General features: G+C 65.0%; 13 protein-coding genes. 9 read left to right on the plus strand and 4 right to left on the minus strand.

Annotated features, from left to right (window positions below; translation table 11 throughout):
• Positions 1-37: 37 nt before the first annotated feature.
• From aroE to mpl, 4 genes are all read right to left on the minus strand, one after another.
• Positions 38-901 carry a shikimate dehydrogenase gene (gene aroE / locus CUJ91_RS15475; protein ID WP_114156488.1) on the minus strand — a complete coding sequence of 288 codons (864 nt, stop codon included), beginning with the start codon at positions 899-901 and terminating at the stop codon, positions 38-40.
• On the minus strand, positions 898-3,027 hold the full coding sequence (locus CUJ91_RS15480) for a ribonuclease catalytic domain-containing protein (protein WP_114156489.1): 2,130 nt from the start codon (positions 3,025-3,027) through the stop codon (positions 898-900). The genes aroE and CUJ91_RS15480 overlap by 4 nt, the downstream gene beginning before the upstream one ends.
• Before the next feature lie 239 nt (positions 3,028-3,266).
• Positions 3,267-3,869, minus strand: coding sequence for a YqiA/YcfP family alpha/beta fold hydrolase (locus tag CUJ91_RS15485; RefSeq protein WP_006051865.1), 603 nt, complete (start codon positions 3,867-3,869; stop codon positions 3,267-3,269).
• Complete coding sequence (gene mpl / locus CUJ91_RS15490; protein ID WP_006051864.1) at positions 3,866-5,260, minus strand: UDP-N-acetylmuramate:L-alanyl-gamma-D-glutamyl-meso-diaminopimelate ligase; 1,395 nt, start codon at positions 5,258-5,260, stop codon at positions 3,866-3,868. The genes CUJ91_RS15485 and mpl overlap by 4 nt, the downstream gene beginning before the upstream one ends.
• A gap of 270 nt (positions 5,261-5,530) precedes the next feature.
• Between mpl and CUJ91_RS15495 the strand changes: the two genes are divergently transcribed.
• The 9 genes from CUJ91_RS15495 (at position 5,531) to CUJ91_RS15535 (ending at position 13,389) form a co-directional block, all read left to right on the plus strand.
• Positions 5,531-6,184, plus strand: a complete 654-nt coding sequence (locus CUJ91_RS15495) for a hypothetical protein (protein WP_006051863.1) — start codon at positions 5,531-5,533, stop codon at positions 6,182-6,184.
• A gap of 9 nt (positions 6,185-6,193) precedes the next feature.
• Positions 6,194-6,766 (plus strand): TlpA family protein disulfide reductase, encoded by a 573-nt coding sequence (locus CUJ91_RS15500; protein ID WP_114156750.1) that lies wholly within the window; start codon positions 6,194-6,196, stop codon positions 6,764-6,766.
• 194 nt (positions 6,767-6,960) lie between these two features.
• Positions 6,961-7,416, plus strand: a complete 456-nt coding sequence (gene aroQ, locus CUJ91_RS15505) for a type II 3-dehydroquinate dehydratase (RefSeq protein ID WP_006051861.1) — start codon at positions 6,961-6,963, stop codon at positions 7,414-7,416.
• Between the two features lie 71 nt (positions 7,417-7,487).
• Complete coding sequence (gene accB / locus CUJ91_RS15510) at positions 7,488-7,967, plus strand: acetyl-CoA carboxylase biotin carboxyl carrier protein (RefSeq protein ID WP_006051860.1); 480 nt, start codon at positions 7,488-7,490, stop codon at positions 7,965-7,967.
• A 164-nt stretch (positions 7,968-8,131) separates the two neighbouring features.
• Positions 8,132-9,499 carry an acetyl-CoA carboxylase biotin carboxylase subunit gene (gene accC, locus CUJ91_RS15515; RefSeq protein ID WP_006051859.1) on the plus strand — a complete coding sequence of 456 codons (1,368 nt, stop codon included), beginning with the start codon at positions 8,132-8,134 and terminating at the stop codon, positions 9,497-9,499.
• 3 nt (positions 9,500-9,502) lie between these two features.
• Complete coding sequence (gene prmA / locus CUJ91_RS15520) at positions 9,503-10,405, plus strand: 50S ribosomal protein L11 methyltransferase (RefSeq protein WP_114156490.1); 903 nt, start codon at positions 9,503-9,505, stop codon at positions 10,403-10,405.
• Positions 10,406-10,453: 48 nt separating this feature from the next.
• Positions 10,454-11,779 carry a DUF3426 domain-containing protein gene (locus CUJ91_RS15525; RefSeq protein WP_114156491.1) on the plus strand — a complete coding sequence of 442 codons (1,326 nt, stop codon included), beginning with the start codon at positions 10,454-10,456 and terminating at the stop codon, positions 11,777-11,779.
• Positions 11,780-11,852: 73 nt separating this feature from the next.
• Positions 11,853-12,353, plus strand: a complete 501-nt coding sequence (tpx, locus tag CUJ91_RS15530; protein WP_006051856.1) for a thiol peroxidase — start codon at positions 11,853-11,855, stop codon at positions 12,351-12,353.
• A 97-nt stretch (positions 12,354-12,450) separates the two neighbouring features.
• Complete coding sequence (locus CUJ91_RS15535; RefSeq protein WP_006051855.1) at positions 12,451-13,389, plus strand: carbohydrate kinase family protein; 939 nt, start codon at positions 12,451-12,453, stop codon at positions 13,387-13,389.
• Positions 13,390-13,409 lie beyond the last annotated feature (20 nt).

Consider the following 13,409-nt stretch of genomic DNA (forward strand, 5'->3'; position numbering starts at 1 on the left):
GGGCCTCGTGTGAATGCAGGTGTGACGGACGCGCGCGTCAGGCGTGCGACGGCGCCGTCAACAACGCGCGCAGTTCGGCGAGCACGGGCGCGCCGTCGGGCCGCACGCCGCGCCAGACGTAAAACGATTCGGCTGCCTGCTCGACGAGCATGCCGAGACCATCGGCGCCACGCGCGCCGAGCTTCGCCGCGTGCTCCATGAAGACGGTCGGATGCGCGCCGTACATCATGTCGTAGGCAAGCGTGCCGCTGCCGAACGCGCGCTCGTCGCACTCCGGCAACGACGCTTCGAGACTCCCCGCCGTCGCGTTGACGATCACGTCGTAAGCGCCCGGCTCGATCGCGCGCGCGTTGCCGCCGCTCAGACGGCAAGCGGCGTCACTCGCGGCTTGCGCGAATTGCGCGACCAGCGCCTCGGCCTTCTCGGCCGTCCGGTTGACGATGGTGAGCGTATGCGGCGCGCGCTCGAGCATCGGCAGCACCACGCCGCGCGCGGCGCCGCCGGCGCCAAGCAACAGAACGCGCGCGCCCTTCAGCGACACGCCGAGATTCACTTCGATGTCGCGCACGAGCCCGAAGCCATCGGTGTTGTCGCCGTAGATGCCGCTCGAATCGACGCGCAACGTATTCACCGCGCCGGCAGCGGCCGCGCGCGGCGACAGGCTGTCGGCGAAAGCGTGTGCGTCGAGCTTGAACGGCACCGTCACGTTGAGACCGCGGCCGCCCGCGTCGATAAAGGCGCGCACGTGCGGCACGAAAGCATCCACCGGCGCGAGCAACGCACCGTATTCGAGCGCCTCACCCGTCTGCGCGGCGAAGCGGCTGTGAATGAACGGCGATTTGCTATGGCCGACCGGATTGCCGATCACCGCGTAACGGTCTTTCGTTCCTGCCGCGCTCATCGTCCGGGTTCCGTAATGTGCTGCCCGGCGTCGGCATTCGACGAACCTTCGTTGCTCGAAGCATCGTTCGCATTGGAATCGCCTTCGGCATCCGCTTCGGCTTGCGCCTCGGCTTCGCGCTCGGCGCTTTCATCCGATGCCTCGACGATCTCCTCTTCTTCGCCTTCGTCCGCTTCGTCCGCTTCGTCCGCCTCTTCCGCTTCGCTGCCGCTCGTCACAGTAGGCGCGTCGAGCACATGCAGAAGACGCACGGACGCCTCGACAGTCAATTCGTCGATCGACATCACTTCCATCTGCAGGCGCGTGCCGCGTGCGTGCACGCCGAGCCCCGGCACATGCAGCAGCAACGGAATTTCTTCGAGCCGCACCAGATCGCCCTTCACCACCGACGCCACCACCTGCTTCCTGTTCTCCTGCTTGAGCCAGCGCAGGCACCAGAAATATTCCATGCGACGCTGATGATCGGCGTACGCGGTATACGTATCGTCGAAACCTTGCACGACGGCGAACAGATCGGCGTCTTTCGGCTTGAACGGCGCGGCCAGCTTGGCGGTCACGCCATGCTGCACGCACGCGAGCAACTGCCACTGATTCACCAGGTCGACGTAACGGCGCAGCGGCGACGTGCTCCACGCGTACTGCGTGACGCCGAGCCCTTCGTGCGGCGCGGCATTGGTCTGCATGCGCGTGCGCTTGGGGCCGGTCGGCGCTCCGAACGCGCGCTGCGTGCGATAGATGCCCGGCACGCCGTGATCGTGCAGGAACGCGCCCCACGACGAATTCGCGAGAATCGCCAGTTCGGCGACGATCGTGTCGAGCGGCGAACCGCGCCGGCGCGGCGTAATCGTGATGTGTTCGCCTTCGACGTAGAAGTTGAAGTCGGTATTGCGCTGCACCTCGCGGCGCAGACCGTAGCCCGCGCGCGCGGCCTGACGCTTTTCGAACAGCGCCTGCGCGAACGGCCACAACACCGCGATGTCTTCCTTGTGCGGATACTCGCCCGTTCCGGCGGCGAGCGCTTCTTCGGTGACGAGTTCGTCGAGCGTGTTGTGACGCAGATTGTTCTTCACGAACACACGCTCGGCGCGGGTTTCGCTCGCGACGATTTCCTGCGTCTCGCGATTGACGATCACATAGAGCGACAGCGCCGGACGCAAACCGCCCTCGGCGAGCGTGAACGCATCGACGACGCTGTCGGGCAGCATCGTGATCTTGTCGCCCGGCATATAAACCGTCGACAGACGCGTGCGCGCAATCGCATCGACCTCATCGCCGCGCTGAATGCCGAGCGCCGGCGCGGCGATGTGCACGCCGATCCGCACGCGGCCGTCCGCGAGATGCTCGACGGAGAACGCGTCGTCGATTTCAGTGGTCGTGATGTCGTCGATCGAGAATGCCTGCACGTTGGCTTCCGGCAAATCGTCCGGCAAGCTGCCGAGCGTGACCGGCGGAAAACCGGTGCCGTGCGGGAAAAACTCGGCGAGGAATCTGGCCTCGTGCAACGCACGCGCCGACGGAATCGCGCCGCATTCCAGCATCAGCCGCGCCTGCGAGATGCCGCGCGCGGCCGCGGCGGCTTCGAGCGCCTTGTACTCGATGGTGTTCTTGTCGGGCTTGGTCAGCAACGCGAGCGCCGTCTTGCCGGTGAACGCCTCGGGCAAACGGCCGGCCTTCAGCTCTTCCTCGTAGCCCTGCTGCACGAGCGCCTGCTGGCGCTTGCGTTCGAGACCGGCGAGCGCCATCTTGAGCTGCTCCTGCGGCGCGCGCTGATACATGCCGCGACCCTTGCGACGGAAATACACCGGCGCGCCATGCATGCGCAGCACCAGCGCCGCGCGTTCGGTCGGACCGAAACGCTCGCCGAAATATTCCGCGCCGAGCGTGGCGAACGGAAACTCGTCGTCGGGCGCGCATTCCCACAGGAAGTCGAGATCGATGTCCTGCGCGACGGCGTCCGCTTCCTGCATTAACTCGGCCGCGCCTGGCTTGTCGAACTCGATCAGCACATCCTTGGCGCGCACCTTGGCGCGGCGGCCGCCCGGCAACTCGACCTGAAACGCATCGCCCTGGCGCGACAGCACGCTGCCGGCCTTGAAACTGCCCGATTCCTCGAAGAAAACGTTCACTCAATACTCTCGTCTGACTTGCATCCGCCGGCGTGCGCGGCACGGCAACGTGTTCGTGATGGTGGGTCCGCCGCGCGCGAGGCGCGCATGCGGCATGAATCTGTGCGGCATGAATCTGATGGCGAGCAGCGCTTCTGCTGCCGCGCGGTCCGCTTTCTGGATCGCGCCGGCTACGTTCGGCTTCGACCCGGCCAGGCGTTCGCTATGTCTGGCTAACTCTGGTTAAGTCCGGTTATTGCTCAAGCTGCTTCGCGCGGCGCGGGCGGTTCGACGTCTTCCGCGTCGCAAAAGGCCAGTACGTCGTCGACATAATCGGCGAACTCGCTGATCGCGTGGTCGCTGCCCTCGATCAGCGTCGTGCGCGCGCCCGGATAGTGCGCGAGCATTTCGCGGTAGTCGAGCACTTCGTCGCCGGTCGCGGCCAGCAAATAATAACGTTCGGGGCGCGTGATGGACGTCACACTCAGCGCCCGCAATTCGTCAAGATGATGCGGCTCGACGACGATGCTGCCGCCGCCATGCCACAACGGCTGCTCGCCGAGATAGGCGCTCAGGTCGCGTTGCGGCACGACCGCCGGGTTCAGCAGCACGGCCGGCCAGCCGTGCTTTTCCGCCAGATACGTGGCGAAGTAGCCGCCGAGCGAACTGCCGATCACGGTCACGCGCTGCGTGCCGGCAGCGGCCACTAGCGACTCCGCGAGCGCAATCGTCTCGGAGGGTGAAACCGGCAGCATCGGGCAGCACCATTCGTCGCTGCGGCCCAGTTCGACAAGGCGCGCCGCCAGCAGGCGCGCCTTGAACGAATTCGGCGACGAGCGGAAACCGTGCAGATAAAGAATCACGTGGCGCCTCGCGCGGAAAGGGCGTCGAGCAGTTTCTGATGCACGCCGCCGAAGCCGCCGTTGCTCATCACCAGGATCTGATCGCCGGGGCGCGCCGCGTGCACTACCGCTTTAACGAGCGCGTCGAGATTGTCGAAGGCTTGCGCGTTGGCGCCGAGCGGCGCGAGTGCTTCGCCCAGGTTCCAGCCGAGCGCGTCGCGGCCGCTCGGCGCGCCGTAGCCGAACACCAGATCGGCGTCGGCGAGACTGGCGGGCAGTTGCGCCTTCATCACGCCGAGCTTCATCGTGTTCGAGCGCGGCTCGAGCACCGCGAGAATGCGCGTGTTGTCGCGGCCCACGCGTGCGCGCAGGCCCGCCACGGTCGTTTCGATCGCGGTCGGATGATGAGCGAAGTCGTCGTAGACGGTTACGCCGTCCACGCTGCCGCGCACTTCCATGCGCCGCTTCACGTTGCGAAAGCTCGCCAGCGACTTCGCCGCCTGCGCCGGCGGCACGCCGACATGGCGCGCGGCGGCGATCGCGGCGAGCGCGTTCATCCGGTTATGTTCGCCCTGCACCTGCCACTCGACCACGCCCACACGCTCGGCGTTGTGATACACGGCAAAGCGTTCGTCGACGGGCACGCCGTCTTCCGCGGGCAGCGTTTCCCAGCCGCCCTGCACGCCGAAGCGCTCCACTTCGCTCCAGCAGCCGCGCGTCAGCACGCGCTCCAGCGCGTCTTCGCGACCGTTCGTCACGACGCGGCCAATGCGCGGCACGGTGCGGATCAAATGGTGGAACTGCGTCTCGATGGCGGCGAGATCCGGGAAGATGTCGGCGTGATCGAACTCGAGGTTGTTCAGCACGGCCGTTTTGGGCCGGTAGTGGACGAACTTCGAGCGCTTGTCGAAGAAGGCGGTGTCGTATTCGTCCGCCTCGATCACGAAGAAGCTGGAATCCGTGAGCCGCGCGGACACGCCGAAATTGAGCGGCACGCCGCCGATCAGAAAGCCGGGGTTCAGACCGGCGTCTTCCAGCAGCCACGTCAGCATGGACGTGGTAGTGGTCTTGCCGTGCGTGCCGGCCACGGCGAGCACCCATTTGCCGTTCAGCACGTGTTCGCCGAGCCATTGCGGGCCCGACACATACGGCAGGCCGCGGTCGAGAATCGCTTCCATCAGCGGATTGCCGCGCGTGACCACATTGCCGATCACGAACAGGTCGGCGTTCAGGCCGTTCAACTGCTCCGCGTCGTAGCCCTCGATCAGCCGGATGCCTTGCGCCTCGAGCTGCGTGCTCATGGGCGGATAGACGCCGGCGTCGCAGCCCGTCACCGTGTGGCCCGCGCCGCGCGCGAGGACCGCGAGACCGCCCATGAACGTGCCGCAGATACCGAGGATGTGGATGTGCATAAGCCTGTCGTGCCGCGCGGGCGTTTTTCCTGGAAGGCCCCTCACCCGGCGCTTGGCGCCCGACCCCGAGGGGGCCAGAAAAACGCCGGGCGGCCGGCGCTTTGCTGCGAGGGATGTGAGATGGGGAGCAGCCGAAACGGCTGCCCACAAAGGTCGCTATTGTAACCGACGCCTCCCGAAGACCTAAGCGCGCTCGCCCGCCCCGGCACGCGCCCACAGCGGTCCGGGCCGCCGGAAAGGGCTGTCATCAATCTCTAGTATGATGGACGAATGGTTCGCAAATCACATTTTGATCCGCAGCGCGTGCGCGAGGAAATCGCGGTCGCGGCCGCGCGCCTGATTGCGGAAGACGGTCTCGACTACGCAACGGCCAAGCGCAAAGCGGCCCGGCAGGTGGTCGGGGAAAGCCGCGTCGCCGGCGAATGGCTGCCGGATAACGACCAGATCGAGGAAGAAATCCGCGAATACCAGTCGCTCTTCCAGGGCGACAGTCAGCCGGCGCTGTTGCGGCGCCTGCGGCGTATCGCGGTCGAATGGATGGAGCGGCTCGCGCCGTTCAATCCGTACCTGACGGGCGCCGTGCTCGGCGGCACGGCCGGCGAGCATTCCGACATTCACCTTCAGTTGTTCTGCGACGACCCGAAGGAAGTCGCCATCTACTTTCTGAACGCGAACATTCAGTACGATGTTTCGGAGACGCGCCATTTCGCCGGGCGCGGCTACGTCGAGACGCTGAGCTTCCTGTGGCGGTCGGCGAGCGAAGGACGCGACGCCGAACCCGTCGGGGTTCACGTCGCCCTTTACCAATCGGACGACCTGCGCGGCGCGGTCAAGGCCGACGCGCGCGGACGCACGGCGCGCGCGAATCTGCAGGCGGTTCAATTGCTGCTCGACGGCGGCGGCGTCGCACCTTCCACCAACTAGACACGCATGATGAACACCAGACGGATTCTCTTCGGCGTTTTCGTCGCCGTGATCGCGGCCGCGAGCGGCGTCGCGGCCAATCACTGGCTGAACGGCCGCCACCACGAGGGCGATGGCGTGAGCGATGTGGCGCAGACAGCGCAGCAGCCCGCGTCGAAAGAAAGCGCCGTGGCCCAGCTTTGGGCGATGCCGGTCAAGACAGCCGACGGCAAGCCCGAATCGCTAACTGCGCTGAAGGGCCGGCCAATTGTCGTCAACTTCTGGGCGTCATGGTGCGGCCCCTGCGTCGAGGAAATGCCGGCGCTGTCGCAACTTCAGCGCGACTACGCGGGCAAAGGCATCCAGTTCGTCGGACTTGGCGTGGATTCGGAGAAAAACGTCCAGACATTCCTGCAAAAGGTGCAAGTCGCCTATCCAGTCTACGTGACGGGCTTTGGCGGCGCCGACCTCGCGCGGGCCTTCGGCAATACGGCGGGCGGGCTGCCATTCACCGTAGTCATCGACGCCAACGGCAACGTTCGCGCGACAAAATTAGGCCAGATCGATCCAAAAGCGCTGAAACAGACGCTCGACTCGCTGTAAATTTCCTAATCTTTTGACATCCGTTTGCGGCGGAAAGGCGCGAAGTTACGCGGAAATCGCGCGGAATTGGGAGAAGTTGAACCGCCGCAGAGCCGTCAAAAGAGCGCTCACAACGCGCCGTCCGTGAAGGAAACTAGACAAGTTTCTCTAATCAGCGCTAAAGTGCGCCCAATTCCACGGAAAAAGAAGCGACCATGACGCGACTGCTGGTACTGCACGGCCCCAACCTCAATCTTCTCGGCACACGGGAACCCGAGGTTTATGGCCGCGTGACGCTCCCGCAGATCGATCAGGCGCTCGCCGATCGCGCAGCGGACGCCGGGGTTGAACTGGCGTCGTTCCAGAGCAACCACGAAGGCGCGCTCGTGGATCGCATCCAGTCCGCGCGCACCGAAAAGACCGATTTCATTCTGATCAATCCCGCCGCGTACACGCACACCAGCGTGGCGATTCGCGACGCGCTGGCGGGCGTCGGTATTCCGTTCGTCGAGATTCACCTGTCGAACGTGCATCGCCGCGAGCCGTTCAGGCACCACTCGTATTTTTCCGACCAGGCCGAAGGGGTGATCTGCGGTCTCGGCTGGAAGGGCTATCTGTACGCGCTCGAATTCGCGCTCGACCGGCTGGCGGCCGGTTCGTCGCGCGGCTGAATCAACAACACGTCTAATTTGCGCCGGCCGCCCACGCGCCGGCACTTCCACGCATTGAAAGGGGCTTCCTGATGGATCTACGTAAACTGAAAACTCTGATCGACCTGGTCTCGGAGTCCGGCATCTCCGAACTCGAAGTGACCGAGGGCGAAGGCAAGGTGCGCATCGTCAAGAATGCGCCGCCGGTTTACGTGCAACAGTCCCCTTCGTACGCGCCGCAGCAGTTCGCGCAGGGTGCGCCGGCCAACGGCGGCGAAGCTCCGGCCGCAGGCGCCGCGGCAGGCGCTCCGGCGACGCCGGCGGCAGCCGCTCCGCAGGGCCACGTCGTGACGTCGCCGATGGTCGGCACGTTCTATCGTGCGCCGTCGCCGGGCGCCGAGCCGTTCGTCCAGGTCGGCGATACGGTCAAGGAAGGCCAGACGATCTGCATCATCGAAGCGATGAAGCTGCTCAACGAAATCGAGTCGGACAAGTCCGGCGTCGTGAAGGAAATCCTCGTCGAAAACGGTCAGGCGGTGGAATACGGCCAGCCGCTGTTCGTGGTCGGCTAAGTGGCGCACCGCGGCGGCGCACCCGCGCCTTGCCGCGCGCATGCCGTTGCGCTCGCTGTGCCCCTTGCGTTACTGGCGCCCGTTGGGCACGGCGCGCATCCGATCTTCTGAGGCAGCCGGTGTTGTGAACAACCCGGCGCCCACTGATGAGTCGAAAACCCGCTATGTTTGAAAAAATCCTCATTGCCAATCGCGGCGAGATCGCGCTTCGTATCCAGCGCGCCTGCCGCGAACTCGGCGTCAAGACGGTCGTCGTCTATTCGGAAGCCGACAAGGAAGCCAAGTACGTGAAGCTCGCGGACGAGGCGGTCTGCATCGGCCCGGCGCCCTCGAATCTCAGCTACCTGAACATGCCGGCGCTGATCAGCGCGGCGGAAGTCACGGACGCCGAAGCGATTCACCCCGGCTACGGCTTCCTGTCGGAGAACGCCGACTTCGCCGAGCGTGTCGAGCAGTCCGGCTTCACCTTCATCGGCCCGCGCCCGGAAACGATCCGGATGATGGGCGACAAGGTGACCGCCAAGCAGACGATGATCAAAACCGGCGTGCCCTGCGTGCCGGGTTCGGAAGGCGCATTGCCCGAAGATCCGAAAGAGATCGTGAAAATTGCGCGCCAGGTCGGCTATCCGGTCATCATCAAGGCGGCGGGCGGCGGCGGCGGCCGCGGCATGCGCGTGGTGCACACGGAAGCGGCGCTCGTCAACGCGGTCAACATGACGCGCGAAGAAGCCGGCCGCGCGTTCGGCAACCCGCAGGTCTACATGGAGAAATTCCTGGAGAACCCGCGGCACATCGAAATTCAGGTGCTGTCCGATTCGTTCAAGAACGCGGTCTGGCTCGGCGAGCGTGACTGCTCGATGCAGCGCCGTCACCAGAAGGTGATCGAGGAAGCGCCGGCGCCGGGTATCGCGCGTCGTCTGATCGACCGGATCGGCGATCGTTGCGCCGACGCCTGCAAGAAGATGGGCTATCTTGGCGCGGGTACGTTCGAGTTCCTGTACGAAAACGGCGAGTTCTACTTCATCGAGATGAACACGCGCGTGCAGGTCGAACACCCGGTGACGGAGCTGATCACGGGCGTCGACATCGTGCAGGAACAGATCCGCATCGCGGCCGGCGAGAAGCTCGCGTTCCGTCAGCGCGACATCGTCTTCAAGGGCCATGCGATCGAATGCCGGATCAACGCCGAAGACCCGTTCAAGTTCATTCCGTCGCCGGGACGTTTGACGTCGTGGCACATGCCGGGCGGTCCCGGCATCCGCGTCGATTCGCATGCTTACAATGGCTATTTCGTGCCGCCGAACTATGATTCGATGATCGGCAAGCTGATCGCTTACGGCGCGACGCGCGAGCAGGCGATCAAGCGGATGCGCATTGCGCTGTCGGAAATGGTCGTGGAAGGCATTCAGACGAACATCCCGTTGCATCGCGAGTTGATGCTTGACGCGAAGTTCGTCGAAGGCGGCACGAGCATTCACTACCTCGAGAACCGGTTGGCCGCGAAGCAGCAGGCCGCGCCGGAAGAAGCGTAAGTCATGAGTTACCGGGAACTGGTCGCCGAACTGGCACGCGAGCACGCGGAGGAATTGTCCGACGCGCTGCTCGAGTTGGGCGCGCTGTCCGTGTCCGTGGAAGATGCGGACGCCGACACGCCCGATGAGCAGCCGCTCTTCGGCGAGCCCGGTCTCACGCCCGATCGCACCGCATGGCAGCATTCGCGCGTGATCGCGCTGCTTGCGCAAGAGCATGATCCCGCGGTGCTGCTCGCGGCGGCATCGAATGAAATCGGTCTTGCGGAAGCGCCGGCTTTCACAGTGCGTGAAGTCGAGGAACAGGACTGGGTGCGGCTCACGCAGTCGCAATTCGATCCGATTCCGATTGGCGAGCGGATCTGGGTCGTGCCGTCGTGGCACGACGCGCCGGACCCGAACGCGCTGATACTCGAACTCGATCCGGGCCTCGCGTTCGGCACGGGCAGCCATCCGACCACGCGTTTGTGCATGGAATGGCTGGAGCAATCGGTGAAGCGCGGACAGTCCGTGCTCGACTACGGATGCGGCTCCGGCATCCTCGCGATTCTCGCCAAAAAGTGCGGCGCGAATCCGGTGTACGGCATCGACATCGACCCGCAAGCGGTCGAGTCGGCGCGTCACAACAGCGAGCGCAACCGCGCTGAAGTTACCTACGGCTTACCCGACGAATGTCCGACCGGTGAATTCGAGATTGTGGTCGCCAATATCCTGTCCAATCCGCTCAAGCTGATGGCGTCGATGCTGTCGTCGAAGGTCAAACCCGGTGGACGGATCGCATTGTCCGGCATCCTGGCGCGCCAGGCCGACGAAGTCGCGCAGGTGTACGCGCGGTGGATCGACATCGGCGTATGGCGGGAACACGAAGGCTGGGTATGCTTAACGGGAACGCGTCGCGAAAGCCATTAGAATAAGGCGCATTGTCCAACCAACGGCCTCCTGGCTAACCGGCTTACTATGCTTCTGGCAACGCGCTGCCCCTTCTGCGAAACCGTTTTCCGCCTGCAACCGGCGCAGCTCGCACTGCGTCGCGGGCTCGTGCGCTGTGGGCAGTGCCACGAAGTATTCGATGCATCCGGCAGCCTCTACGACATCAGCGAAGCCGGCGACTTCTCCACTGCAAGACAGGTCTCCGCAGCCGCGGCCATGGAGGCGCTTTCGGGCGCGCGCCCGAGCAGCGCCGACTTCAGCCCCTCAGCGTGGGACCCGTGGGCGCCGAGGCCCACGCCGCTCTTCGAGGAACGCCTCAGGCACAACGCGGAGAACGTCTCGGCGCAGCCGCGCTACGTGGGCGCAGGTCCATCGGCGGCAGCGGGTGCAGCGGGTGCTGCGCCGAAGGAACCGCGCTTGCCCGCAGGCAGCGCGCCGACGGCTGCAGCCGATCACGAACCCCTGCTCGCGGACGCACCGCTCGAACCGTTCGCGTATGACACGGAACCGGCAAACGAGCCGGCAAGCGAACCGGCAAACGAACCAGCAACGCAGCCGCCCGCCGACGAAGCACCGCGCGTCTGGCATAAGACAGAGCGCGCTCCCGGCTCCGAGCCCGACGAACCGGTGCTGAACGAGTCGGCAAGTTTCCACGGATTCCCCGACAACGAACCGCATTTCGGCACGACCGGCGTAGGCGCGGCCGGCCTCGGCACAACGCATCCGCACCCGCATTTCGACGACGATCTCGATCTGCGCGGCCCGGCACGCGCGGCAGCCACGCCGGACGGCGAGCCGTTCTCCGTGCAGCCGGTCAACGACGACGCCGATCCGTTCCCCGTGGTGCGCGAAACGCGCCCTGCCGAGCCGCGCCGCCTCGCGTGGATCATCGGCGGATCGGTGGCGGCGGGACTGCTCGTCATCGCGTTGCTGGCGCAGCTCGCATGGTGGCAACGCGAAACGGTGCTCGTCTATATGCCGCGCAGCCAGGCGCTGTACACGAAGGTATGCGCGCAACTCGGTTGCCAGGTGACGGCGCCGCACGACATCGACGGTCTGCAGGTCGAGCCGTCCGATCTGCGGCAAGTGGATGGGCCGCACAAGCTCGAGTTGCGCATGCCGCTGCGCAACCGCTTCAACGTCGCGCTCGCCTACCCGGCGATCGAACTCACGCTGCTCGACGACCAGAACAACATCGCGCTGCGCCGCGTGCTGTTTCCGCAAGACTACGTGGCGCCGGGCACGCCGATCGCGGCCGGCCTGCCGCCGCACATGACGCAAACCATGATCGTGCGCCTCGATACGGGCAACGCGGTCGCGTCGAATTTCCGCGTACAGATTTTCTATCCGTAACGCATCCCCGCGCGTCCAGCTCGATTCGGGCGCGCTCACCGTCGTCACAGACGAACTTTCGGAGCACAACAACATGAGTCAAGTCACGCTGGGTGGTAACCCGATCGAAGTAGCCGGCAGCTTTCCGTCGGCCGGCCAGACCGCGCCCGCTTTCTCGCTGGTCGGCAAGGATTTGAAACCGTTGTCGCTCGCCGATTTCGCGGGCAAGCGCAAGGTGCTGAACATCGTCCCGAGCCTCGACACGCCGACCTGCGCGACGTCCACCCGCAAGTTCAACGAAGCCGCCGCGAAGCTCAGCAACACGGCCGTGATCGTCGTGTCGGGCGATCTGCCGTTTGCGGCGTCGCGCTTTTGCACGACCGAAGGCATCGAGAACGTCGTGACGGCCTCGACGTTCCGCGGCCATGACTTCGCGCAGGCGTACGGCGTCGACGTCACCAGCGGTCCGTTGACGGGCCTCACCGCGCGCGCCGTCGTCGTGATCGACGAGAACGACAAGGTCGTTCACTCGGAACTGGTCAGCGAGATCAAGAACGAACCGAACTACGACGCAGCACTCGCCGCGCTGAAGTAAAACCTCGGCGTAGCAGACTCCGGCGCCGCGCTCCACGCGCGGCGCTTTCACATCGTCACCCCGATTTCTTCATTCTTTTTTTACAGGAACGCTCGCCTTGGCTACGCTGATTTGCGGCTCGCTCGCCTACGACAACATCATGACTTTCGAAGGCCGGTTCCGGGAGCACATCCTGCCGGAGCAGGTCCACATCCTGAACGTGAGTTTTCTGGTGCCGACGATGCGCCGCGAGTTCGGCGGCTGCGCGGGCAACATCGCCTATTCGCTGAATCTGCTCGGCGGCGACGCGCGCATCATGGGCACGCTCGGCGAGGTCGACGCGCAGCTTTACATGGACCGCTTCAGGCAGCTCGGGCTGTCGACGGAAAACGTGCTGGTCGTGCCGGGCACCTATTCGGCGCAGGCGATGATCACCACCGACCTCGAGAACAACCAGATCACCGCGTTCCATCCGGGCGCGATGATGCAGTCGCATCTGAACCGCGCGGACGAAGCGAAGGACATCACGCTCGGCATTGTCGCGCCGGACGGCTACGACGGCATGATCCAGCACGCCGAGCATCTTGCCGCAGCGGGCGTGCCGTTTATCTTCGATCCCGGCCAAGGACTGCCGCTCTTCGACGGTGCTGCACTGCGGCGCATGATTGAACTTGCGACCTATGTAGCTGTCAACGATTACGAAGCCAAACTTGTGAGCAACAAGACGGGTTGGTCGATCGAGGAGATCGCCGGCAAGGTCGAAGCGCTCATCGTCACGCTCGGCGAACACGGTGCGCAGATTCATCATGCGGGCGGCGTCGAAGACATTCCCGCCGTCAAGGCACAGCAGGTGCTCGACCCGACAGGATGCGGCGACGCGTTTCGCGGCGGCTTGCTGTACGGCATCGAAAAGAAGCTCGGCTGGGCGACCACGGGCCGTCTCGCGAGCCTGATGGGCGCGCTGAAGATCGAACAGCAGGGTCCGCAAAACTACGCGCCCACCCGGGCGCAGATCAACGAACGGTTCAAGCAGGCGTTCGGGTACGACCTGCCGTAATACCGAAAGCTATTGGAGTT

This window comes from Paraburkholderia graminis (genome assembly GCF_003330785.1).
GTDB classification, from domain to species: domain Bacteria; phylum Pseudomonadota; class Gammaproteobacteria; order Burkholderiales; family Burkholderiaceae; genus Paraburkholderia; species Paraburkholderia graminis.